The 21,470-nt window shown below is 70.2% G+C and carries 24 protein-coding genes and 2 pseudogenes; 10 read left to right on the top strand and 16 right to left on the bottom strand.

The features are described from left to right. Nucleotides 1–310: 310 nt before the first annotated feature. Together ACIQE0_RS11270 and ACIQE0_RS11275 are read right to left on the bottom strand one after the other, a co-directional pair. Nucleotides 311–859: a DUF1062 domain-containing protein gene (locus tag ACIQE0_RS11270; RefSeq protein ID WP_402330787.1), complete on the bottom strand. Its 549-nt coding sequence runs from the start codon at nucleotides 857–859 to the stop codon at nucleotides 311–313. A 472-nt stretch (nucleotides 860–1,331) separates the two neighbouring features. Next, the gene (locus tag ACIQE0_RS11275) at nucleotides 1,332–1,841 is read right to left on the bottom strand and encodes a GNAT family N-acetyltransferase (protein WP_402330789.1); all 510 of its coding nucleotides are present in this window, start codon (nucleotides 1,839–1,841) and stop codon (nucleotides 1,332–1,334) included. 123 nt (nucleotides 1,842–1,964) lie between these two features. Here ACIQE0_RS11275 and ACIQE0_RS11280 point away from each other — a divergent pair, with 123 nt between their 5' ends. After that, nucleotides 1,965–2,513: a GNAT family N-acetyltransferase gene (locus ACIQE0_RS11280; protein ID WP_402330791.1), complete on the top strand. Its 549-nt coding sequence runs from the start codon at nucleotides 1,965–1,967 to the stop codon at nucleotides 2,511–2,513. Nucleotides 2,514–2,517: 4 nt separating this feature from the next. Here the strand turns inward: ACIQE0_RS11280 and ACIQE0_RS11285 are convergent, their stop codons facing one another. Genes ACIQE0_RS11285 through ACIQE0_RS11300 form a run of 4 tightly spaced genes read right to left on the bottom strand, consistent with a single transcriptional unit; the run spans nucleotide 2,518 to nucleotide 4,789 of the window. After that, nucleotides 2,518–3,072 (bottom strand): alpha/beta fold hydrolase, encoded by a 555-nt coding sequence (locus ACIQE0_RS11285; RefSeq protein ID WP_402330793.1) that lies wholly within the window; start codon nucleotides 3,070–3,072, stop codon nucleotides 2,518–2,520. Continuing rightward, on the bottom strand, nucleotides 3,069–3,233 hold the full coding sequence (locus tag ACIQE0_RS11290) for a hypothetical protein (protein WP_402330795.1): 165 nt from the start codon (nucleotides 3,231–3,233) through the stop codon (nucleotides 3,069–3,071). Before ACIQE0_RS11290 ends, ACIQE0_RS11285 begins: the two co-directional genes overlap by 4 nt. Continuing rightward, nucleotides 3,230–3,547: a hypothetical protein gene (locus tag ACIQE0_RS11295; protein WP_402330797.1), complete on the bottom strand. Its 318-nt coding sequence runs from the start codon at nucleotides 3,545–3,547 to the stop codon at nucleotides 3,230–3,232. The genes ACIQE0_RS11290 and ACIQE0_RS11295 overlap by 4 nt, the downstream gene beginning before the upstream one ends. After that, nucleotides 3,548–4,789 carry a hypothetical protein gene (locus ACIQE0_RS11300; protein WP_402330798.1) on the bottom strand — a complete coding sequence of 414 codons (1,242 nt, stop codon included), beginning with the start codon at nucleotides 4,787–4,789 and terminating at the stop codon, nucleotides 3,548–3,550. Nucleotides 4,790–5,116: 327 nt separating this feature from the next. On the opposite strand from ACIQE0_RS11300, the gene ACIQE0_RS11305 reads away from it, so the two are divergent. Together ACIQE0_RS11305 and ACIQE0_RS11310 are read left to right on the top strand one after the other, a co-directional pair. After that, nucleotides 5,117–5,293 carry a hypothetical protein gene (locus tag ACIQE0_RS11305; protein WP_402330800.1) on the top strand — a complete coding sequence of 59 codons (177 nt, stop codon included), beginning with the start codon at nucleotides 5,117–5,119 and terminating at the stop codon, nucleotides 5,291–5,293. A gap of 85 nt (nucleotides 5,294–5,378) precedes the next feature. Further along, a pseudogene (locus ACIQE0_RS11310) lies at nucleotides 5,379–6,147 on the top strand (transposase). A 52-nt stretch (nucleotides 6,148–6,199) separates the two neighbouring features. Here the strand turns inward: ACIQE0_RS11310 and ACIQE0_RS11315 are convergent. After that, nucleotides 6,200–6,847 carry a class I SAM-dependent methyltransferase gene (locus tag ACIQE0_RS11315; protein WP_402330802.1) on the bottom strand — a complete coding sequence of 216 codons (648 nt, stop codon included), beginning with the start codon at nucleotides 6,845–6,847 and terminating at the stop codon, nucleotides 6,200–6,202. Between the two features lie 416 nt (nucleotides 6,848–7,263). Beyond that, entirely contained in the window at nucleotides 7,264–7,782 is a 519-nt protein-coding gene (locus ACIQE0_RS11320; protein WP_402330803.1) for a GNAT family N-acetyltransferase, read from the bottom strand. A 131-nt stretch (nucleotides 7,783–7,913) separates the two neighbouring features. Here ACIQE0_RS11320 and ACIQE0_RS11325 point away from each other — a divergent pair, with 131 nt between their 5' ends. Continuing rightward, a complete protein-coding gene (locus ACIQE0_RS11325) occupies nucleotides 7,914–8,279 on the top strand; it encodes a DUF4440 domain-containing protein (RefSeq protein WP_402330805.1) in 366 nt (121 codons plus the stop codon). 230 nt (nucleotides 8,280–8,509) lie between these two features. Here the strand turns inward: ACIQE0_RS11325 and ACIQE0_RS11330 are convergent, their stop codons facing one another. Then, the gene (locus ACIQE0_RS11330; RefSeq protein ID WP_366335583.1) at nucleotides 8,510–9,409 is read right to left on the bottom strand and encodes a LysR family transcriptional regulator; all 900 of its coding nucleotides are present in this window, start codon (nucleotides 9,407–9,409) and stop codon (nucleotides 8,510–8,512) included. A gap of 291 nt (nucleotides 9,410–9,700) precedes the next feature. Here ACIQE0_RS11330 and ACIQE0_RS11335 point away from each other — a divergent pair, with 291 nt between their 5' ends. Further along, a complete protein-coding gene (locus tag ACIQE0_RS11335) occupies nucleotides 9,701–11,059 on the top strand; it encodes a pyridoxal phosphate-dependent decarboxylase family protein (protein WP_402330807.1) in 1,359 nt (452 codons plus the stop codon). Between the two features lie 65 nt (nucleotides 11,060–11,124). On the opposite strand, the gene ACIQE0_RS11340 is transcribed toward ACIQE0_RS11335, so the two are convergent. The 4 genes from ACIQE0_RS11340 to ACIQE0_RS11355 form a co-directional block, all read right to left on the bottom strand. Further along, nucleotides 11,125–11,790 (bottom strand): HAD family hydrolase, encoded by a 666-nt coding sequence (locus ACIQE0_RS11340; RefSeq protein ID WP_402330809.1) that lies wholly within the window; start codon nucleotides 11,788–11,790, stop codon nucleotides 11,125–11,127. Further along, nucleotides 11,787–13,406 (bottom strand): prenyltransferase/squalene oxidase repeat-containing protein, encoded by a 1,620-nt coding sequence (locus ACIQE0_RS11345; protein ID WP_402330811.1) that lies wholly within the window; start codon nucleotides 13,404–13,406, stop codon nucleotides 11,787–11,789. Before ACIQE0_RS11345 ends, ACIQE0_RS11340 begins: the two co-directional genes overlap by 4 nt. Nucleotides 13,407–13,642: 236 nt before the next feature. Further along, the gene (locus tag ACIQE0_RS11350) at nucleotides 13,643–14,767 is read right to left on the bottom strand and encodes an MFS transporter (RefSeq protein ID WP_402331060.1); all 1,125 of its coding nucleotides are present in this window, start codon (nucleotides 14,765–14,767) and stop codon (nucleotides 13,643–13,645) included. Between the two features lie 210 nt (nucleotides 14,768–14,977). After that, on the bottom strand, nucleotides 14,978–15,694 hold the full coding sequence (locus ACIQE0_RS11355; protein WP_366335573.1) for a TetR/AcrR family transcriptional regulator: 717 nt from the start codon (nucleotides 15,692–15,694) through the stop codon (nucleotides 14,978–14,980). Nucleotides 15,695–15,767: 73 nt separating this feature from the next. Between ACIQE0_RS11355 and ACIQE0_RS11360 the strand changes: the two genes are divergently transcribed. Then, nucleotides 15,768–17,306: an FAD-dependent monooxygenase gene (locus tag ACIQE0_RS11360; RefSeq protein ID WP_402330813.1), complete on the top strand. Its 1,539-nt coding sequence runs from the start codon at nucleotides 15,768–15,770 to the stop codon at nucleotides 17,304–17,306. A 44-nt stretch (nucleotides 17,307–17,350) separates the two neighbouring features. Here the strand turns inward: ACIQE0_RS11360 and ACIQE0_RS11365 are convergent, their stop codons facing one another. Further along, nucleotides 17,351–17,812: a MarR family winged helix-turn-helix transcriptional regulator gene (locus ACIQE0_RS11365; protein ID WP_402330815.1), complete on the bottom strand. Its 462-nt coding sequence runs from the start codon at nucleotides 17,810–17,812 to the stop codon at nucleotides 17,351–17,353. Between the two features lie 81 nt (nucleotides 17,813–17,893). Between ACIQE0_RS11365 and ACIQE0_RS11370 the strand changes: the two genes are divergently transcribed. Then, nucleotides 17,894–18,265 (top strand): VOC family protein, encoded by a 372-nt coding sequence (locus ACIQE0_RS11370; RefSeq protein WP_402330816.1) that lies wholly within the window; start codon nucleotides 17,894–17,896, stop codon nucleotides 18,263–18,265. Between the two features lie 215 nt (nucleotides 18,266–18,480). Beyond that, nucleotides 18,481–19,176, top strand: a pseudogene (locus tag ACIQE0_RS11375) (DUF4158 domain-containing protein); the annotation flags it as partial. A 59-nt stretch (nucleotides 19,177–19,235) separates the two neighbouring features. On the opposite strand, the gene ACIQE0_RS11380 reads toward ACIQE0_RS11375, so the two are convergent. Continuing rightward, a complete protein-coding gene (locus ACIQE0_RS11380) occupies nucleotides 19,236–19,370 on the bottom strand; it encodes a hypothetical protein (RefSeq protein ID WP_402330818.1) in 135 nt (44 codons plus the stop codon). 166 nt (nucleotides 19,371–19,536) lie between these two features. On the opposite strand from ACIQE0_RS11380, the gene ACIQE0_RS11385 reads away from it, so the two are divergent. Next, a complete protein-coding gene (locus ACIQE0_RS11385; protein ID WP_402330820.1) occupies nucleotides 19,537–20,433 on the top strand; it encodes an aminoglycoside phosphotransferase family protein in 897 nt (298 codons plus the stop codon). Between the two features lie 66 nt (nucleotides 20,434–20,499). Here ACIQE0_RS11385 and ACIQE0_RS11390 read toward each other — a convergent pair whose 3' ends face one another. Further along, a complete protein-coding gene (locus ACIQE0_RS11390; protein ID WP_366335562.1) occupies nucleotides 20,500–20,667 on the bottom strand; it encodes a hypothetical protein in 168 nt (55 codons plus the stop codon). Nucleotides 20,668–21,000: 333 nt separating this feature from the next. Here ACIQE0_RS11390 and ACIQE0_RS11395 point away from each other — a divergent pair, with 333 nt between their 5' ends. Then, the gene (locus tag ACIQE0_RS11395) at nucleotides 21,001–21,417 is read left to right on the top strand and encodes a hypothetical protein (RefSeq protein ID WP_402330822.1); all 417 of its coding nucleotides are present in this window, start codon (nucleotides 21,001–21,003) and stop codon (nucleotides 21,415–21,417) included. The last annotated feature ends 53 nt before the right edge of the window (nucleotides 21,418–21,470 follow it).

Here is a 21,470-nt window from a genome sequence, read left to right on the forward strand (position 1 = left end):
TTGGCAGTGGGCCTTGCGCTTGACCAGTCGAGCGCAAGGCCCTGCAACCACCTCTCGGACGCGAAGGGGCCACGGGCCGCAGCCACACCCCGTCGTCGTGACGCGGTTCCGCAGTGATCTTCGGCTTTGCCGAGGACGTGCGGTGCCGGTGAACGCGGGACCAGTGGAGGCGGCCTGTTCTGTTCCTACGACGGACGGCGAAGGCCGGGCCTCAGCCCGCAGTCCGCAGTCCGCAGTCCGCAGTCCGCGATGAACCAGGCAGGGCCGGTCCGGCGGATCTTGCCGGACCGGCCCTGGCCCCGACGAGGGCTCAGCGCTTGAGCGTGAAGGTGAAGTCACCGGAGAGCTTGCCGCTCAGCCGGACCGCCGACACGAGCTTCCCCTTCGTGATCAGTCTCTCGACCTCGGCCCGCGACAGACCGCAGCCTTCCGCGATCAGCCGCACCGGCCGGACGGGGATCCGCGCCGCGAAACGGACCGAAACGTCGATCACCTCGCGGTCCGGATGTTCCGTGCCACCGGTATCGAGGCGCCAGGCGTTGTCCCAGTCGAGGGCGATGCGATTGCGGCGCCGCACGACCGAATCCTGGAGCAACTCGGCTGCCAGTCCGAGGTCGTTGTCGTGCAGTCGGTTCAGCAGCTCAGGCCGTATGGAGCGCACATGCATCCGCTCGAAGACCGTGAGCTTCGCCGTCTCCCCGCACGCGGTGCAGAGTATGAGGAGCCAGGCGTCGATGAGCTTGTGGTTCGCGTTGACACGGAATTTGCCGCTCGCCCGGAAGCGTTCGGACGCGCACGTGTGGCAACGACGCAGCACGAGAGGCAGGCAGGTGGGCATGACCACCCAGTTGGTGAGCACAGAAGTACACCGGTTTCAGTGAGAAGTCCGCAGCAAAAAGCAGCGCGGCGCACAGGCGCGACGCGCGACGAATCAGCGCTCGGGAGGTCTCACAGGGTGTACAACGGCACGTCCTCGACTGGACAACTTGGGTCCGCAGCACGGTAATCACGCACAGCGGCGCTGTTCCACTGGTTTTCGGCGCCTCACCTTCGGTGCGGGCGTCCAACGCCCCCTGATCGCCGCCGGGCGCGGACTCGCCCAGACCATGCCTCCCAGACTGGGCCGGCGTCACCGGACATTCCGGCAGGCCCCGCAGGGCCGGAGGTGACACGGGTCGGCTCGCGTAGCCAACTGCCGCCATTTCTCGGGGGAATCGAGGGCGACGTGAACCGCATGCGGGGGGGCAGATCGGTGCCCCATGGCGTTGCCCAGGCCAGGCCGGCTTGGCCGGTGCCGCCGAGTGTGTTCGGCGGCTGCCCTGCTCCGGTGCTCAGTCGCAAGTCCCCGTGGGAGTGCTGAAGGAGATCCAGACGTCAGGGGGCAGGTCCGGCCGACCTGGCACCCTTCTGCGTTCCTCCGTCCATGCGTCTCCGGCGATCTCCGTGGCGACGCGACGCCAGAAGTTCACCGCACCCGCGTTGGCGTCCTGAAACGCAACCTCCCACGAACCCGGGTGCCTGACCGCGATCTCCTGAACAGCGCGCAGCCCGATCCCCGTTCTCCGTGCACCCCGCACCACGAAAAAGCTGTTCAGCACGCGCGTCGAGGCGCTCACACCGCGTACGAACGCGAAGCCGGCAGGGCTGTCACCGACCATCAGGAGGTACGGCGCCCAGTCGGGATCAGAGAAGGCCGCGTGGAGTCGATCGTTGCGGAAGGTTCCGTCGGCGTTGGGCAGCAGACCATGGAACTCCGACAGGTCATGACGGAACATCAGCCACAGCCGTTCCACTATCGGACGGTCGGCAATGCCTGCGAGGCGAATGGATACGTCTGACACGAGACTCCCTGGGCAGAGATGGCCGACATCACGCGCACGATGCCAACTCCCCTGTGGACACGATCTCTTCGGGGTTGCGGCGACGAGAGTGTCCCACGGTGGGCGTGCGATAGGTTGCCCGCCATGACTGAGCTTGGACCCGTCGCTTGGCCGTCTGCCCCGATCAGGACCGAGCGGCTCGTGCTCCGCGAGCCCGAAGCCCGAGACCGTGCGGCATCAATCGAGCTGCTCGCCTCACCGGAGGTGCATACCTACCTCGGTGGCCCTCGCCCGCGAGATGAGCTCGAACGCGAGATACCCCAGACACCCGGACATCGGCCTGGCCATTTCGTGATCGATCTCGACGGAGCGTTGATCGGCATGATCAAGCTCGTTCGGCACGACGCGGGGAGTCCGGAGAACGCCCGCCGGGATGTCGGGGAGGCCGAGCTCGGCTACCTCTTCGTGCCGGAGGTGTGGGGACGTGGGTACGGCGCCGAGGCGTGCGCAGCGGCACTCGACTGGTTCGCCGACGCGCATCCCGGCAAGTCGGTGGTGCTGTACACCCAGACTGCCAACGAACGCTCGATGCGCCTGGCGGCAAAGCTGGGGTTCACCGAGGTGGAGCGGTTCCATGCCTACGGCGCCGAACAGTGGTTCGGCGTATGGCCCTCGGCCACGCCGGCCTCCTGACCCCTCACGTCGCCCCGGAAGCCCTCTTCGTCTTCGGTGCCCTCGGGGGCTTCCGGTCGCGCAGTGGCCGCAGGCCCTGGCCGTCGAGCCCGGTCAGCACCGCCTCCATGGACTCCCGCCGGTCGTCGCCGTGTTCGCGGAACCACGTCCCCAGCTGGTGCTGCGCTTCCGGAAGGCCGAACCGGGTGTACTGGGCACGCGCGGCCAGCGCGTTCTGTATGGACTCGGTCGCCGCGGGCGGGATCACCGCGTCGGTGCCCGCCCGGCCCTCGTACGCCCGCAGCACCTCAAGCGCGGGCGCCTCACGCCAGCTGTCCGGCTGCCGAATGATCCTGCTGAACCGGCCGTTCCCGTCCTCGAAGGGCACGTCCCACGCCTCGGCGCTGTACACGGCGGGCGCACACTGCCCCAGCGCCGCCACCCGATCCCCGTAGTGCCGGACGAGATCGGCCACCGTCCGGCCGCTCATGCTGAAACCCACCAGGGCCAGTGGCCCGTCCGCTCCCCCGTACGCGTCGATCACCGCGACGGCCTGCTCGAACCGCCGCCGCAGGCTCAACTCACAGAGCTTTCCTCGAAGTCGGCCTGCCAGCGCTGCCAGATGAAGCTGCCGTCAGTGATCCGGGTCTGGTCGTTGACGGCCAGGGCCGCCACTTCCACGGGAACCACCAAGGTGGTGAGCGGATTCATCGTCCTGCCTCGTTGCTCTGCGGTCGTCACGGGCGCACGAACTCCTGGAACTGGGGGGCCTTGATCATCTGCAGGGCGAACTGCGCCGAACTCAGCTCCACGTCACCGTGTGCCTCTCCCAAGGCGGCCAGCAACGCGTCCCCCGACCCGGCCACGTTCAGCACGTTGTGCCCACCCGGGCGCAGGAACCGTGCGAACCGGTCGTCGGTCGGTTCCTCGGGGAACTCGCCCAGCGGCGCTCCCACCTCCGGCCCGGAGATCTGCCGCAGCTCGACGGTGCCGATGTCGCTGAATCCGAAGTGCAGGCCCTGGGGCGGTTCGGCCAGGGTGAAGGTGTCGATCACCTACGGGTAGAGCAGCATCAGTACGTCGTGCCCGTAGACCATGCGGCGGACCGGCTCGACGACACGCTCGCCGAGAAACGCGGTCATGATGATCTTGGGCCAGTGCGGGACCAGGTCCGAGCGCATCAGCAGTGCGCACGGCGGCGGCGCGGCGACCTCGGCGGCCAGTGCGTTGAGATCCGCGTCGAGCGCGTGGCCGACCCCGACGCTCAGCGCGCCGTCCACCGCGGCCCGCACCCAGGCCGGGTCGGTGTAGGCGAAGCGCAACGACTCGACCGGCAACATCGCGGGATCCGGCACGAGGTGGGTGAAGGGAATCATCTCCAGCAGGGGCAGGCGTGCCAACCACGCGGCGATCGGCTCCAGTTCGTCGCCAACCGCATCGCGCAGCACGGCCAGGGTCCCGGCATCGGTCAGGGTTGAGCGCAGCGCGGCAGCGTCCACCGTCGGCGCCGCCTGGGCGCGGGTCCGCGGGCCACGTCGTGCCGTCCTCTGCACGCCCGTGGCCTGCAACGTGGCGCGGAACCGGCTGCCGCCTGCATCGGTGAGCAGTCGGTCGAACCCGTCGCGCGCCTGGCGGCCGCGCGGGTCCTGCGATGTTGCGGTTCGGCCCGTGACGGAGGCGTGCGTGGCGAGGCGCCGGGCCGCGGATCGGGCGGCCTTGCGGAATTCCAGCAAGGCGGTACGGAACTCCGCATCTGCCAGGCAGAGTTGGCGACCCAGGCTGAACGCTGCGGCGTAGCCAGCGTCGAACACGCCGTGCAGCTCCAGGTAGATCAGTCCCTCCCCCGCCGATTCCAGGCGGCTGCGCCCGTCGGCCGGGGCTGGCAGTCGTTGAGCCGGTTCGGCGGTGAGCGGTCCGCGGTAGAAGCCGAAGGACCGTTCGCCCGAATCGAGCAGGTGCGGCACAGCTGCGGCGCCCGCGTTCAACCGAGCCAGCATCTCGCGCTGTGCCGCATCCGGCTGCCCTGGGGCCGTGACGCGGCGGCGCAGGAGCAGGTCGGGGCGGGAGTCCGGGCCGGTGGCGAGGTTGTGGGCGCCCTCGTCGACCCCGGTGATCCGGACGGCCAGGGCGTCCGGCAGGTGGTAGCGGCGGGCCAGGCGCTCCCGGTGCAGCTCCGTGGCCCGGTCCGCCACGGCTTGGAACTCTTCCGGCGAACGGGCCGCCTTCAGGGACTCCGCCGTCTCCCGCGCCTTGGTGCGGTACCGGGCAGCCTCCGCCCGTACGGCCGTCAGCTCCACGCGCGGCGCGTCGGCGTCCAGCTCCTGGCCGTCGCCCTGCTCCTCCGGCCGGGCCGGCTCCTCAGGCCGTTCGCGGCCTCGGCCGGGGCTGCCCGTCGCCGGCTGGAAGGTCGGCCGGCTCGGAGGTGGTGGGGGTGGTCTCCATGCGGAACCTTTCCTCGGTGTTGTCAGGATTCGGTGTGCAGTCCGGCCCCAGGTGCCCCGGCCGGACAGTTAGGTGAAGCAACGGGGCCTGATTGGGTTAACTGTCCTACGTGAACGGATCGAAGGACATCCGCCAGGGGACGTTTCCAGCACGTAGTTCCGCTTCGACCCTTGGAGATTTCCATGCGCATTCGCACTGCAATTGCTGCCGCCGCCCTGGTCACGACAGCCGTACTCCATGGAGCAGGTGCGGCTGCTGCCGTTTCGCACATCGCTCCCTCGACCCATTCCAAGCAGGTCATCTCTGCGGATGATGATGACGACGATGACGACGAGATGGGCCAGGGTGACGAAGACTGAGCACGCCTGAGGGGTGAACGGCCAGTTCGTGTGGCTGGCTAAGGGCTGTCCTGTAACTGCTGGTCACGGGTGAGATGATCTTGCTGTGTGTGGCGTGATCACGGCTTCGGAGCCACCCTGGATAGCCCCGTTCACCGGACTGAGCCCGCGGCGGTTCGGCAAGCTGATCACCGCCGTGCGTCGCGAGGGTGCGGACCCGGTCCGCAAGCCGGCCCTGGGGCCTGCCGCTGGAGGACCGGGTCCTGCTGGTCGCCGCGTGCTGGCGCACTAACCTCACCCTGCGTCAACCCGCTCCCTTGTTCGGGGTGTCGAAGTCGGCTGCCGACCGCATCGTCGACCGCCTCGGCCCCTCGCTCGCGCTCCAGCAACGCAAGCGGTTCCGCAAGGACACCGTGCTGATCGTCGACGGCATCCTGGTCCCCACACGCGACCACACCGTCGCCGAGCAGTCGAAGAAATACCGGTACTCCACCAACCGCCAGGTCGTCATCGACGCCGACACCCGGCTCGTCGTCGCCGTCGGCCGGCCTCTGCCCGGCAACCGCAACGACTGCACAGCGTGGGAGCTGTCCGGCGCCAAGGCCACTGTCGGCAAGACCACCGTCATTGCGGACGGCGGCTACCGAGGAACCGGCCTGGTCATCCCGCACCGCCGCGAACGCGGCCAGTCCGGAGTCCCGGCCTGGAAAGAGGAACACAACACCTCCCACCGCAAAGTCCATGCCCGCGTCGAGCATGCCTTCGCCCGCATGAAGAGCTGGAAGATCCTCCGCGACTGCCGCCTCAAAGGCGACGGTGTCCACCACGCCATGCTCGGCATCGCCCGCCTGCACAACCTGACCCTCGCAGGATGACGACGAAAACGCAGGTCATCGAGCCCGCCCTAGATCATTTATGGGACGCCCCTTAGGCTTTGCGGGCGAGCAGTTGGACCTCCTGGAACTGCCGTCGGTCGGTGGGCTGAGGCTCGCGAACCATCCGGGCCACCTCGGCCAACCCGGACTTGCGCAGCATCGCGGCGAGGTGATCCGGCGACCACCGATAGGCCGGCGCGACTGCGTGATCGAAGACCTGCGTCGGGTGAGACGGATCATCGCTGGCGGAAAAGCCGATCAGGAGGTGGCCGCCAGGCGCCAGCACACGGTGGAACTCCCCCAAGACGGCGGGGAGTTCTTGCGGCGGAGTGTGGATGATGGACCAACGTGAGAGTACGCCGCCCAGCTCGCCGTCGGCGATGTTCAACGCGGCCATCGAGCCCACGTCGAACTGCAGACCCGGATAGGCCTGTCGAGCCGACTCGACCATCGCAGGAGAGGCATCGACGCCGAACACCGCCAGCCCCAACTCGTCCAGGTAGAACGTGATATGACCAGGCCCACATCCCAGGTCCGCGACCTGGCCGTCGCCGCTCGCGCTCACCGCCTCGGCGAAGGCGCCCAACATCGCACGATCCAGGGGCCTGTCGTGCAGCTCGGCGCGGAACAGCTGCGCATACTCGGGAGCGACAGCGTCGTAGGCATCGCGGGTGGCGCTGAGGGCATCGTGTTCGACCATGCCGGCGACAGTAGTTCCTGGCGCTGACACGAGCCAAGAATCGCGCTCTCCACTCCCGGCCGTTCAGCTGACTGTCGCCGGTTCGGAGAGGCGGGCGTGTTCGTGCCGGCAGGGTGATCCGTAGGGGCGAGCGGGCGAGCGCAGTTGCCGAGTTCAGCGTTGCGTTTGTCGAAGTGCTCCTCGAACTCGGCCCGTTCCTCGGGGGCGACATAACCGTACTCGGGCTCGGGTGCAGGGCTCGGCAGTGGTTCAGGAACTCCACCCGCGCGGTCGGACCGGGCCGGTCCGACGCCCGCTCCTCGGGCTTTCCGCGAAGCTCCACTGTGTCGGCGCCTGGCGTGCCGGCCAGCCCTGATCAATCTGGCGTGAGGGCGGCGGTCCGCCCCGGGTGGGACGGGCCGCCGCGGTCGCGCCGGTCAGCGCAGGGGGCGGAGCATCACCGCGTACAGCGGGGAGTCGGGGAAGGGCTGGCGCTCGCCGACCTTGCGGTACCCCCAGCTCTCGTACAGCGCTTGCAGCCGGGGCCGTTTGGTGTCGACGGTGAGCACGGCCAGGGCTTCCGGTCGGTCACCGAGGAGGGCGGCGTGGAGGCGTTCTCCCCAGCCCTTCTTGCGCCACTTCGGGCGGACCATCAGCTCGGAGACGGAAAACGTGGACGGGTCTGCCGGCGGCTCGGCCAGGCACTCGCGCCACCACTCACGGCCCGGTTCGCCTGGCGCCCCGTAGGTGAAGCCGATCGGCTCATTCCCCTCATACGCAACGACGCACGCGAACCCCTCACGTCCGCCCCAGTGGCCAACGAACCAAGGGAATCGCTGTACGAACTCCTCGTGGATCCGGTCGGCGTAGGCGTCGGCGTGGACGTCGAGGAGAGTCTGCCGGATGTCGGGGAGGTCCTCATGGCCGTAGTGGCGCAGGTCGATTGCCGTGGTCACACAGGGCTCCAATCGGATCGGTAACGGTCGCCCCACTCCCGCGTCACCTGGGCGGACGGCGTGAGGGTGAGCAGTTCGCAGTAGAAGTCGCCGAGCAGCACAAGGAGGCGGCCCGGCAGTAGGGTTCCCGCATGGCGGAGGAGAGTGAGCGGGCCGTGCGAGCGGCCATCGATGGGGAGATGCGGCTTCTCGACCCCGAGGTGCGGGCGTCGCCGGCCCGTGTCCTGGAGCTTCTGGATCCGGAGTTCACCGAGATCGGGGCTTCCGGACGCCGGTGGGATGTCGATTCGATCGTCACGGTGACCAGTGACGGCTCGGTGTCCGCGGAGTCTCCGGTCGAGGTCAGCGAGATGTCTGGAGTCGCCCTTGCTCCAGGCGTCGTCCATCTGACGTACTTCGCCGACGGCCAGGGCCGTCGGGCATGGCGAAGCTCCTTGTGGCGTCTGACGGAGACGGGCTGGCGGATGTACTTCCATCAAGGCACCTTGGCTGGGTGAGCGGGTGGAACTGCCAACCGTGGGGCGGCCGGTCGTCCAGCGGACGGGGCGGTTTCAGCTGAGCGTGTCTGATGCTTCCGCTCGCGCACGGGTGCCGGCAAGGCGGTGGGAAGGGAATCAGTACCGGTCTCGATGCTGGAGACGTTGAAGGTGAGCCGGTCGATGGTGGGGATGGCGCTCAGTCCCCTGCTCGTGGCGGCGAGTGGTGAGCGGCGACCGGGGGCGGGGCGTCAGGTGCAGTTGCCTGCCGTCGGGGGTGGTGCCGCGTTGCGGGCTGCGGCGGTGAGGGTGTTGATGACGGCGGTGTTGGCGTGCCATGTCTCGCGGCCGGGGCGGGTCAGGGCGTAGCTGCGCCGGGTGCCGGCGAGGCCCTCCAGGGACAGGTAGCGCACGTCGGGGCGGCGTGGGCCGTCGGCGGCGACCAGGGCGGTGCCGAGGCCGGCGGCGATGAGGTGGACGACCAGGTCGAGGCTGTCGACGTGGTGGGCGATCCGTGGGCTGATGTCGTAGCGGGCGGTGACGTGGCGGATCAGTCGATCGTCGTCGCTGGAACGGGAGTTGGTGATCCAGTCCGTCGCGGGGTCGGCGAAGATCTCCTCGGCCGGCCGGTCGTCCCCGGCGGCGACCGCGAGCTCCATCGGCACCTGGTGGTACGCGGTGGTGGGCATGGTGCGCGGGACGAGGCTGAGGTCGTAGACGACGCCGATGTCGATCTCGTCCCGGTCGAGCAGTTCCCGCACCTCGGCGGGTTCGCGTTCCGCCATGGTGACGGTCAGACCGGGGTGGTGCTTCCGCAGGGTGGTGACGGCCGGGATCACGTGGCGGGCGAGGCTGGTGGCGTGGCCGGCGAGGCGGACCCGGCCGGTCAGGGGGCCTTGGGAGGTGAGGTCGCCGCGGGCGGTGTCGAGCGTGGCGAGGAGGGTCCGTGCGTGGGGCAGGAAGGCGCGGCCGGCGGGGGTGAGCGCGAGCGTGCGGCCGACGGGCTCGACGAGTACGGCGCCCAGGGAGCGTTGCAGGGCGGCGAGTTGCTGGGAGACGGCGGAGGTGCTGTAGCCGGTGACGTCCGCGGCGGCCCGCAGCGTGCCGTGGTCGGCCAGCTCGACCAGTACGCGCATCCAGCGCAGATCCATGCGCCCAGCATAAGTGGATCATCCGTGGATCGCGGATGCTGCGTCCGCGCATGCGCGCTGGACGGGGTCGTTCGGTGCATGGCGGAATGTCTGGGTGCCCCGGGAAAGTTGAGGCGCGGGCGCGCCGAGTGCCCGTCCGTTCGGTCGTACGCCCGGGGCTCGGATGCCGCACCGCATCCGTCAGTCAGCCGCACCTCGCGGGGGCGGCGCAGACCGGAGCACCTCGCCGATGGGGAGGCTCGGCCTGTGCGCCGGAACGCGGGGACCCGATCGTGCCCTTGAGGATGTCCCGTGCATGAGTACACCCCTGCCGTCGAGGAGACGGTCCGGAAGTTGGCGCAGCTGTGTGTGGAACGGTTGGCCGCGGAGCCGCCGTTGAGCGGCACGGCTGCCTGGGAGCAGTTGGAGTCCGTCGCGGGAAAGACGATCACGGCCGCGGGGCTGGGCGGTCCCGAGGCGGTGCGGCTGTGGGCCGAGGTGCTGGCGCCGGCGTGCATCGCGGTCGATCATCCGCGCTATCTCTCCTTCATACCGGGCGCCCCGACCAAGCTGGCGGCCGCGTTCGACATGCTCGTCAGCGCGTCGAGCGTGTACGGCGGCTCGTGGCTCGAAGGCGCGGGCGCCGCCTTCGCCGAGAACCAGGCACTGCGCTGGGTCGCCGACCTGGCCGGCCTGCCGGACACAGCAGGCGGCACCTTCGTCCAGGGCGGCACCCTCGGCAACCTCTCCGCCCTGGTCGCCGCCCGCGAATCGGCCCGGAGGCACCGCTCCGGCCTGCCGCGACGCTGGGCGGTCTGCGTGACCGAGGAGACCCACTCCTCGGTCGCCTATGCCCTGCGCGTGGTCATGGACGTGGACGTCGTCCTCGTACCGGGTGACGAGCGCGGCCGGATGACCGGCACCGCGCTGCGGGACGCCGTCGACCGCCTCCCACCGGATCGACGTGCCGGCGTCTTCGCGGTCGTAGCCACGGCCGGGTCGACCAACCTCGGCATCGTCGACGACATCGCCGGCATCGGTGCGGTCGCCCGCGACAACGGCTGGTGGCTGCACGTCGACGGCGCCTACGGCGGCGCCGGCCTGGCCGCCCCGGCCGTCCGCCACCTCTACGACGGCATCGAGCAGGCCGACTCCTTCATCGTCGACCCTCATAAGTGGCTCTTCGGCCCCTTCGACTCGTGCGCGCTGCTCTACCGCGACCCGAGCCTGGCGCGTACGGCCCACACCCAGCACGCCGGCTATCTTGAGGCCGTCACCGCCGACGGCGAGTGGAACCCCTCCGATTACGCCGTCCACCTCACCCGCCGGGCCCGCGGGCTGCCGCTGTGGTTCTCCCTCGCGGCGCACGGTGCCGACGCCTATCGCGAGGCCGTCGAACGCAGCCTGGCCACCGCGCGGGCCGGCGCCGACCTGATCCGGCGCGCAGACCACCTCGACCTGCTGGTCGAACCCGACCTGACGGTGCTGACCTTCGAGCGCATCGGGTGGCGCCCCGACGACTACGCCCGCTGGAGCGGCCACCTGCTGGACACGCAGCAGGCGTTCGTGACCCCGACGCGTCACCGGGGCCGGATCTGCACCCGGCTCGCCCTGGTCAACCCGTCGACCACGCTGGACGATCTGCGTCTCGTCCTGGACTCGATGCGGTGAGGGGAATCGCTTCGGCGGTGCCGCCTGCGTATGCGCAGGCGCAGGCGGCGGCGCGCGGTGCGGCCTCAGGCGATCGGGCCGCCGGCCCGTCCGCCGCCTGAGGGTTCGTCCACGGTCCAGGCCCGGTGGCGCACGTCGATGACGGGGACGCCGGCCGCATGTGCGGCGGCGATGCCCTGGTCGGTGTTCTCGAACGCCAGGCAGCGGTGGGGCGCGACGGATAGTCTCGCGGCGGCGAGTCGGTAGACCTCGGGGGCCGGCTTGAGGCGGGTGACGTGTTCGCGGGCGATGACGGTGTCGAAGAGGTCGGTGAGGCCGACCGCGGTGAGGCTGGCACGGACGACCTGGCCGTCGTTGGCCGAGGCCACGGCCAAGGGCACGGACACCGATGCCAAGTGCCGTGCGAGTGCCGCGACGTGGGCCACCGGCCGGACCAGGCCGGCCCGGGCGAGCCAGTGGGCTCGGGCCCGGTCCACGAACTCCGCGTCCGTGCAGGGCAGCGGCACGCCCAGATCAGCCCGCAGCCGGCGGCGCAGGGCCGTGAGGTCGGCCAGCGGAGCCTCGCGCAGCCACAGTTCGGGGATCGTCAGGCCGAGGTCGGTGAGGGTCGCGCGGGCGGCGTCGGTGTTGAGGGTGCCGGTATCGACCAGGGTGCCGTCGAAGTCGAAGATGCACGCCGCGGGCTGTGCGGCGGCCACCAGGGCGCAGGCGTCGGCGAGTCGGTCGGTCATGGGCGCACACCGCCCGAGTGTCCGGCGGCCGCCAGCGCGTCGCGCAGTCCGCGGGCGACGAGGGCGTGGACCTGGGCGCCGGAGACGGTCAGGAAGGGCCGCGGGCCGTACATGACGGGACGGTCGCTCCAAGTGCCGTCGCCGTTCTGGGTGTCGGCCAGGAAGCCGAGCCCGTGGGCGACGGCGGCGTCGGTCGTGCCGACGTCTTCGGCGGGGTGGGCGGTCAGGGCGGTGAGGGCCAGGCCGGTGGCCGTCGGGCTGGAGTACGGCTCGCCGGGGATGCGCGGCCAGCCGCCGTCCGGCCGCTGGGAGGCCAGCAGCGCTCGTGCCGCGGCGCTCCTTCCCGGCGGCGCGTCGACGGCCGTGCCGATCTCGGCGGCGCCGTAGGCGGGCGGTATGTACCAGTCGGATATCCAGCCGTCGCCGGTGGCGCGGGCGGACAACCATCGTTCGGCACGGGCGAGTTCGATGCCGGGGAGTTCGGCGGCGCGGATGCCGGCGACCATGTGGGCGACGACATCGGGGACCGGACTGTCGTCGCTGGAGTCCCAGGTGTTCCACAGGCCCTCGGGTGTCTGGTGCCGCTGCGCGTAGCGGGTGGCGGCGGCGCGGACCCGGTCCGCCGGGCCGGTGCCCGCCAGCGCGAGGAGGGTGTTGCCGGTGGTGTCGTTGTCGGAGTCGAGGACGGCGGTACAGGCCCAACCACCGTCCTGGCGTTGGGCGGCGGCGAGGAAGTCCGAGGCGGCAGGCAGTGCGGCGGTGTCGAAGCGGGGGTGCCCACGGAGCGCGCGGACCATCAGACCGGTGTCCCAGATCTCGCTCACGCAGAAGCGCCACGTACCGTCCGGATGCTGCGCCGCAAGCAGGCTCTCGCGGCACCGGAGGGTCATCCGGCGGTCGGGGGCCACCCGGGTCAGGGCGAGCTGCAGCACTCCCGTGACCAGCGGCATCCCGAAGAACGAGCCGTCCGGCGACTGCGCCCGCGCCAGCTCGGGAAGGGTGGACGCGGGCAGCGGCAGGCCGAGGGCGGAGCAGGCGATGGCCTCGAAGGCAAGCAGCATCGCCCGCTGCCACGGCTTGACTCCGCGCCCGCGGTCGGCGCCCAGTGCGGTACGGGCCTGATCGAGTAATCGACGGGCGTCCGCGCCGGGGGCGCCCGCCGCGCAGGCCAGTGCGTCGAGGTACAACGCCCGCCGGGCGTACGGCCCTTCGCACGACGGCGGGGCGGTGAAGGCGGCCGGGACGGGCGTACGGTGCAGGCCGACGAGCCAGCGGTCGGCGGCGGCGACGAACGCGTCGTGCTGCTGCGGGGCGGCATGCTCCAGCCAGCGGACCGCCCGCTCGCGCGCAGCCCGTGCCTGCTCCACGCCCGCCAGGGAGCAGGCCACGGCGGCGTTTTCGAGTATGCGCGGCTCGGACGGGACGTACCAGGCCCCGTCACCGTTTTGGGTCTGCACGGCGAACTCCACCGCCTTCCCCAGGCACCGCGCGGCCTCGGCGGCGACGCCGGCCACAGCCCGTGGCAACGCCGGAATCCCCCGCTCGCCCACCGGTTCACCGGGGCGGATGGTCCCGCCCTCGCCGGCGCTGTCGTCTCCCAAGATCACGTCGCCCACCAGGCGATGCTGCCCCGGGCACGCCCCCGGAAACGACCTGCCGCCCTCCGTCTCCCCCCAGCCCACCTCGTGATCGTCGGCTGTGCGCACGGGGCAGCGTCGGGACGAGTGACGGACAGCCGGGTCCAGGCCGCCGTCGCCGACGGGTGCGGGTGGCGCGCTCCCGGATGCGCCGACTGTGCTCGGTCCGTGGACGTTTCGTCGGCCCCTGCGGGTTGCCGACGCCGCAGCCGGCGCTATGCGACGTGCCCACGGCCGCGCCACAGCAGCCGCCCACCCATCAGCACCGCGCATGCCCCGGCGGTCAGCAGCCCGCCGGCGAGGAAGGTGCCCCGCACGTCGGCCAGCGGCAGGATCACTCCCCCGATCGCGGCGCCCGCCGCGATACCGACGTTGTAGCAACCGGAGTTGGCCGCGAGTGCGAGGTCCGTGCGGCCGGGTGCGCACCTCAGCATCTCGTTCTGTGTGGCCATGAACACCGGCCCCAGTGCACCGCCCATCAGCGCCAGGAACACCACGGCCGCCACCGGGTGGGCGCCCGCCGCGTACAGGCCGAGCATGCCGGCCGCCTGCGTGGCCACGGCGGTGGTCAGCGCTGCGCGCGGAAAGCGGTCCAGCACCGCCCCGGTGATGCTCACCCCGGCCAGACAAGCGACTCCGAACGCCACGAAGAGGGCGCTGACGGCGCTCGGCGAGAACCCGCTCACGTCGCCGAGGAACGTCACGAGGTAGGTGTATCCCGTGAACGCCCCGGTGGCGGACAGGGTTCCGGTGGCCAGCACCGTCCCGAACCGGCGGATGTCGGGGCCGCTTCCATAGGCCGCGGGCTCTTCTTCCGCGGGCGAGGTCGGCAGCAGAACGGCGATCGTGACCAGGGAGAAGAGTCCCAGAACCGCCAGCATGGCGAGGGGCACCTGCCAGTCGCTCTGCCGGCCCAGCCAGGTGCCGGCGGGAACGCCGAGCACGAGGGCGAGTGAGCCGGCGACGGACAGCGCCCCCACCACCCGCCCGCGGACCTCGCGCGCGAACAGGCCCACCGCGACAGGCCCCATCACGGCCCAGAACAGTGTCTGGGCGAGCGCGGTCAGCAGCCGTGCCGCGAGCAGCAGCCCGTAGGAGGTTGCCAGCGCCGCCACCAGACTGGACACGACGAGCACGGTCAACAGGGCGGTGAGCACATGGCGTCGGGGCACGGCCCGGGTGAGGTGCGCGAGTGGCAACGACGCGACCGCGACCGTCAGTCCGTAACCGGTGACCAGGAGGCCGACGGCCGACAGTGACACCCGGAGGCTTTTGGAGATGAGTTCCAGGAGGCCGACCGGCAGGTTCTCCGCGGTGTTGAAGGTGAAGGCGGCCAGCATCAGGGCCACGAGCACCGCCGGTCCCTGCCATGACGCCGTACGGCCCGTGATCGCGCGGCCTGTTCCTGCCTCTGCCCGTTGCGCCTGCTCGGCGGCACCTTCCATGGAGGTACCTCACCGGCCCGCAGGCCCCGTCGCAACCCAATTCAGCGCGGGGCGCACAGGCACCATGCCGGGGCGACGAGGCGTCAGCCACGTCGCTGCGAACGGCTATCCGCGCTCCAGTGCGGCCGCGAAGCCGGTGAGCAGGCAGTCGAGGCCGAACTCGAAACGGGCCTCGGCGCCGGGGTCGTCCGCTTCCAGGATCCGGCGGTTGAAGTGCGGGTAGCGGCCGGAGTCGACCACCTGCCGGACATAGGCCCCGACCGACGACCGCCACTCGTCCTCGGTCATGCCCGTACTGCGCTGCGCCTCCAGCTCGGCCAACTCCGTGGAGACCGAACCCAGGACGTAGGTGTTGACGGCGGTGACCATCATCCCGGCGAGGGTGGCGTCATCGGTCGCCTTGCCCGCCACCCCCAGTGCGTGATCGGACCGTGCGATGACGCGGGGGCCGAGCGCCGGGCGGCGGGATGCCTGCTGGGCCAGCCAGGGGTGGCGCAGCAGCGCGGCGCGGAAACCGCGGGCCGTGTCGGCGAGTTCGGCGCGCCAGTCCCGGCCCGGCCGCTGCGGCAGCGGCTGCTCGCCGGACACCGCGTCGACCATCAGCTCGATCAGCTCGTCCTTGCCGGCGATGTGGCGGTACAGCGAGGTGGTACCGGTGCCCAACTCGGCCGCGATGCGCCGCATCGAGAGTGCGTCGATGCCCTCGGCGTCGGCGAGTTGGATCGCGCAGCGCACGATCTTCTCGTCGCTGAGGGCCTGGCGGGTGTTCCGCTCGCGGTCGCGCATCCAGATCAGGGTCGCGGGCTGGGGTCGAGAGGGCATCGGCACAGCGTACGCCTGGAGTACAGTGTTCCCAAAGTCGGGAACACTGTTCCCAATCCGAAGGAGGACTGCCATGTCCGAGATTCCAGTCGTGATCGCCGGAGGCGGCACGGTCGGGTTAGCCACCGCCGTCTTCCTCGGCCATCACGGAGTGCGGTCACTCGTCGTCGAGCGCCGGACCAAACCGTCGAACCACCCTCGCGCGCTCGGGATCTCCCTGCGCACGCTGGAGTTCTTCCGCGAGGTGGGGCTGCGCGAGGAGATGGCCGGGGCCGCCGTCCCGTCAACCGCCCTGTGGCGGGCCGAAGCACGCACGGTCGCCGAGATCGACCGCAGCCAGGCGCCGCCCCCTGCGGGGCGGGACGCCTTCTTCGCCCTCTCGCCGGAAACCCCACGGGGCCACTATCCGCAGCACCGCATCGACGCCGTACTCATTCCCGCCGCTCGCGAGCGCGGCGCGACCGTCGAATTCGGCGTCGAGGTGACAGGGGTGGAGCAGGACGCGGACCAGGTGTCGGTGACGCTGTCCGACGGACGTGTCGTCCACGCCGACTACCTGGTGGGCGCCGACGGGGTGAACAGCCTCGTGCGCGACGCGCTCGGGATCACCACCACCGGGCCGGGCGAGATAGGCGACATCACCCTGAACATCCTGTTCGACGCCGACCTCGAAGACCGCTTCGGCCCGATGCCGCCGATGACGCAGATCAACCACCCCGACGCGAGGGGCGTCCTGCTGTCCGTAGGCGACCGGCGCTGGGTCCTGCACGTCCTGCCTGACCCATGGGACGACGTCTCCGAGGAACGCTGCGCGCAGGCGGTCCGCACGGCGATCGGGGCGGACGTGCCGGTGGAGATCGTCAGCGTGCTGCCGTGGCGGGCAACCGCGCGGATGGCGGATGCGTTCCGGCGCGGACGGGCGTTCCTGGTCGGCGACGCCGCGCGGGCCGTCACGCCGCTCGGCGCGTTCGGCCTCAACACCGGCATCGCCGACGCGCACAACCTGGCATGGAAACTGGCCATGACACTGGCCGGCCAGGCAGGCAACCGCCTGCTGGACAGCTACCACCAGGAGCGCCACGCGATCGCCGAACTGGTGACCCGTCAGGCCCTGGCACGTTGGGGAAACCCGAGGATGCACTGGGACCCGACGGCCGTTGCGGAGCGCCGTGCCGCCGGTGCCTGGAACGCTCCGCTGGTCACCATGGGATACCGCTACGCCTCCTCGGCGGTGATCGATCCGGTCGTCGAACTCCCTTCCACCGAGGACCTCGCGGCGAGTCTCGACGGGGCACCGGGATCACGGCTCCCCCACCGATGGCTGGCCGACGGGACCGCCTCCACCCTCGACCTCAATCGATCCCGCTTCGCCGTGCTGGCCGGTCCGACCGGCGGAGACTGGCACGGGGCGACGCGCGCGGTCGCCGTCTCACTGGGGATGGATCTCGACACGGTCCTGCTGGACGAACAGGTGGCGTCCTCGCTGAATCTCGCCGACGACGAGGCCCTCCTGGTACGGCCGGACGGCTTCATCGCCTGGCGCACGCGCGGAGCGGCCAGCCCGACGCGACTGGAACAGGTGCTCACCACTGTCACCGGGCGCCACAGCTGATCCTCGGTCAAGCGCAACGGCTTGCGTCACCGCCCGTCGACGGGTCATTCCTCCAGGGCCGCCGCCAGGCAGTCGAGGTCGGCGAGGAGGGCGGGCAGGCGCTGCGACGGGATCGCCTCGACCATGCGCTGTTCGATGGCGTAGACGGCGGCCTGGACCTCGGCCAGGCGCCGGTGACCCTCCTCCGTGAGGCGGGTGGGGCGGGCGCGGCCGTAGTTGGCGGTGGCGGGGCGGGTGATCAGCCCCGCTTCCTGCAGACCCCGCAGGACGACGTTCCCGGACTGCCGGGTGACGAAGGTCGCCCGGGCGAGGTCGGAGTTGGACATGCCGGGGTGCAGGGCCAGGAGTTCGAGAGTGGCGTATTGCGGCACGGTGAGCCCGTGCGCGCGCAGCACCTTGTCCATGGCGCCGCGCAGGGCGGCCTGGGCCCGTTTGATCAGGTACCCCACGTGCTGGGTGACGTCCGCCGTGGGGTCTGGCGACCCGGTAGGTGTCTTCTCCTGCATGTCAGCATTTTGACATAGCCGCGCGGGCTCCCCTACCTTCACCCATGTCAAAGTCCTGACATGTAGATGGAGGAAACACCCATGCCTGTCGCCATCGACGGCCCCGACTTCGTCGCCCTGCAAGTCCGCGATGTGGAAGCGGCTGCGGCGTTCTGCGAACAGCATCTGGGCCTGCGCCGCGCGGCGGTCTCACCGCCGCACGCGGTCGTGTTCGACACCAAGCCGACCCCGTTCGCCGTCCGCGCGCTCCTCCCGGGCATCGACCTCGACGACGCCGCACGGCCCGGCCTCGGCACGGTGCTCTGGTTCCAGACCTCCGACGCTCACCAGCTCCACGACCAACTCGCCGCCGCCGGGATCAAGATCCTCACCCCGATGGCGAACAGCCCCTTCGGGCCGATGTTCTCCTTCGAGGGCCCGGAGGGCTACACCCTCACCGCCCACGGAGGCTGACCGCGAACGCGGGCTCGGCTGTGCGCCCCCTCGCCCCGTCGGCTCCCCAGGCCCGCGGGCCCGCGGGCCGATCGGACCGCGAGAGCACGGGGCTTGAGGAACATTCGTGCCAGATCGTGCGCTAAGGCCGGGCGGGTTACCGGAGGCCGTTGACCAGGGTTGATCGCGGGCCCGAACCTTCGCGGGTCGATGTTGTCGATCTTCGGAGAGCCGTGGTGGCGGTCGCGCTCCTGACGAATGAGCAGGCCTCCCGGTACGAAGCATTCCACGGCGCCCCGACGCGGGCGGAGCTGGAGCGGTTCTTCTTCCTGGACGACACGGACCGGGAGAAGGTGCAGGCGAAGCGGCGGGCGCACAACCGGCTGGACTTCGCGGTGCAGCTGACGACGGTGCGCTTCCTGGGACGGTTCATGCCGGACCCGCGGCAGGTGCCGGCAGAGGTGGCGGAATACCTGGCCGAGCAGCTGGACATCGAGGACGCCTCGGTGCTGGCGGAGTACGGCGATCGCGACGGCACGGCCCGCTCGCACGCCGGGGAGATCCAGCAGGACGGCGGCTGGCGGGACTTCGCCGAGGTCCGGGAAGAGCTGGTGGGGTGGCTATACTCGCGGGCCTGGACGACCGGGGACGGACCGAAGGCGTTGTTCGACGCGGCGGTGGGCTGGCTGCGAGAGCGGCGGGTGCTGCTGCCGGGGGTGAGCCGGTTCGCCCGGCTGGTGGCGTGGGTGCGGGAGGCGGCGAACCAGCGGCTGTGGGAGATGCTGCACGGCCTGCTGACGCCCGGTCAGCGGGCCGTACTGTACGAGCTGCTGGCGATGCCGGCTGGGGCACGGGTCTCGGAGCTGGACCGGCTGCGGCGCGGGCCGGTGCGGGTTTCGGGGCCACAGATGAGGGCCGCGCTGGAGCGCGCGGGACAGTGCCTCAGCAGCGACTGGCGGTCGAACTCGCCGGACCTGATGTAGTAGGCCACCTACGGCGCCAACGACAGCAGGTCGTCCGTGATGGCAGCCGGGTGGTTGGCCAACTCGTCGTTCGGATACAGCATCGCCAGCGTGCGAGCGGCCAGGTCCACGGCGCGGGCGCGGATCTCCTGATCTTCATTCACAGCCCGGACCCTACCCAGCCCGGGACACCCTCCACCGGCTTAGGGTTAACCGCTGTACCACTGTGCCCCAAGGCCGGAACCGAATTGGTGATGCCAGAGGAATCACAGCGAGACGTTCCGGAGAGCGAGAGCCGCTCCGCCTGCCGCCTCAGTACTGTGACTTCACATGACCGACACCGAGATCGAGATCACCGCAGACCTGGTCCGTGACCTGCTGCAGGAGCAACATCCAGACCTTGCGGGGCTGGCCATCCGCGAGGTGGCGGGCGGCTGGGGCAACCAAATGTGGCGCCTCGGGGACGAGTTGGCCGTGCGGATGCAGCGCATGGACCCCACCCCTGAACTCCAGCTCAAGGAGCGGCGGTGGCTACCCGTCCTGGCCCCGCGCCTGCCGCTCCCGGTGCCGACCCCAGTGCGATTCGGCGAACCGTCCGAGCGCTTCCCCAAGCACTGGACCGTTATGACGTGGGTTCCCGGCGAGCCGCTGGACCACGGCTCGATCAGCCGCGGCGCCCACGCGGCCGACACACTGGCGGGTTTCCTCCGGGCGCTCCATGTGGAGGCGCCCGCCGAGGCGCCGATCGCCACGGACCGCGGTGCCCATCCCCGGAACTGCACGGACGGCTTCGAGAACTTCTTCCAGGCCGTTGCCCCCGACGACGTCGCTGCCGACGTCCGGGCCGTCTGGGACGACGCTGTTGCGGCCAACGCGTGGCAGGGCCCGCCGGTGTGGGTGCACGGCGACCTCCATCCCGCGAACGTCGTCGTCTCGGACGGAACGCTCTCAGGCATCGTCGACTTCGGCGACATGTTCGCCGGCGACCCGGCGTGGGACCTCGCCGCCGCATGGGTGCTGCTACCCGCGGGCGCGGCCTCACGGTTCTTCGACACATACGCGCATGCAGACAAGGCAGCGATCCGGCGCGCCCGCGGGCTGGCTGCTCTGAAGTGCCTCTTCCTGATGCTCATGGGACAGAACGGAGATCGGGGCCTTCCGGGCGGCAAGCCGAACTGGGGACCTGTAGGCCGGGCGGCACTTGATCGTGTTCTGAAGGGCGTTTGATACACGCTCCTTTGAACTCGTTCTCGATCTTGGTTGAGGGCCATGCGGCAGCCGACCTTCGCGGGTTCATCGATCACCACGCGTGGTGGGGATGCCGAGGTCCACAGCCGTATGCTGCCCCTGACCCCGATCAAGCTGGCGGAACTTCTCCTCGGCGCCAGCCAGGCTGACCTGGAGACCTTCGACCTCGCCGAGCCAGCCTTCCGTTTCGGCTTCGGCGATTCGGGCGATCAAGTTGTCGCGGATCTCGGCAAGCCGTGCCCGTTGGGCCGGGTCAGGTCGCAGGAGCGATCATCTGACGCCCCGTTGACTGAACGAAACAGGTTGATTGTGCAGTTCAGGGCACAGGTGAGTTTGTCGCCCAGTACGTTCTGCGGTCGTGATGAACGATCGTGTGCCCGAGCGGGATCTGCCGAGGTTGACCGTTCCTCGGTGGGGTCGGCTGGCGGAGACCGGCGACCGGCGACCGGTACGAGCCCTACCGACTCGTCGACGCCGACGGCGCGGCCGTGGCAACGATGGCTGGACTATGGGAGATGGCTACTGGGGACCAAGGATCTCAAGAATATGACTATCGGTGACTCAAAACCGTACGACCGGAGAATGTCGGACCTTGGACAGGCGGACAAGTTCGCTCAAATCCTGGAAGACGCCATAGCGATATCAGGTGAACGTGAGTTCGAACATCGGATGAGTAACGGGCGTAATTACAATCAGTCGTCTACTGTCCTTGGCTCGTACGCGTTGCAGGCGAAGGTGGAAGCCTTCAGTCCTGGAGCCAGTAGCGCCCGAGTGCGATTTGCCGTGTCCGATAACCTGCGCCGCGAGTCAGGAATGCGCGATCCGACGAGCGACGGATACGCCTCCGGAAAGCCAAACGGCGCCCTGAAGGCGGCATTTGACCTTGCGCGGGAAATCTTCCCATCCGGCCAACAGAGGACACCACTTAACATCTCCTGGAGCGAGTCAATTGAAATCCGCTAAAACAGTACGCACGACTCTTCTCGGCGTCTTCCTGGCGGCATCGCTCTCGGGGT

It is taken from the genome of Streptomyces sp. NPDC093097, from assembly GCF_044754325.1.
Lineage (GTDB): Bacteria > Actinomycetota > Actinomycetes > Streptomycetales > Streptomycetaceae > Streptomyces.

Coding starts and splice junctions, on each gene's coding strand:
- ACIQE0_RS11280 (WP_402330791.1), top strand. CDS start 1,965: ATGACTGAGCTTGGACCCGTCGCTTGGCCGTCTGCCCCGATCAGGACC.
- ACIQE0_RS11305 (WP_402330800.1), top strand. CDS start 5,117: ATGCGCATTCGCACTGCAATTGCTGCCGCCGCCCTGGTCACGACAGCC.
- ACIQE0_RS11315 (WP_402330802.1), bottom strand. CDS start 6,847: ATGGTCGAACACGATGCCCTCAGCGCCACCCGCGATGCCTACGACGCT.
- ACIQE0_RS11325 (WP_402330805.1), top strand. CDS start 7,914: ATGGCGGAGGAGAGTGAGCGGGCCGTGCGAGCGGCCATCGATGGGGAG.
- ACIQE0_RS11330 (WP_366335583.1), bottom strand. CDS start 9,409: ATGGATCTGCGCTGGATGCGCGTACTGGTCGAGCTGGCCGACCACGGC.
- ACIQE0_RS11340 (WP_402330809.1), bottom strand. CDS start 11,790: ATGACCGACCGACTCGCCGACGCCTGCGCCCTGGTGGCCGCCGCACAG.
- ACIQE0_RS11350 (WP_402331060.1), bottom strand. CDS start 14,767: ATGCTGGCCGCCTTCACCTTCAACACCGCGGAGAACCTGCCGGTCGGC.
- ACIQE0_RS11355 (WP_366335573.1), bottom strand. CDS start 15,694: ATGCCCTCTCGACCCCAGCCCGCGACCCTGATCTGGATGCGCGACCGC.
- ACIQE0_RS11360 (WP_402330813.1), top strand. CDS start 15,768: ATGTCCGAGATTCCAGTCGTGATCGCCGGAGGCGGCACGGTCGGGTTA.
- ACIQE0_RS11365 (WP_402330815.1), bottom strand. CDS start 17,812: ATGCAGGAGAAGACACCTACCGGGTCGCCAGACCCCACGGCGGACGTC.
- ACIQE0_RS11370 (WP_402330816.1), top strand. CDS start 17,894: ATGCCTGTCGCCATCGACGGCCCCGACTTCGTCGCCCTGCAAGTCCGC.
- ACIQE0_RS11385 (WP_402330820.1), top strand. CDS start 19,537: ATGACCGACACCGAGATCGAGATCACCGCAGACCTGGTCCGTGACCTG.
- ACIQE0_RS11395 (WP_402330822.1), top strand. CDS start 21,001: ATGACTATCGGTGACTCAAAACCGTACGACCGGAGAATGTCGGACCTT.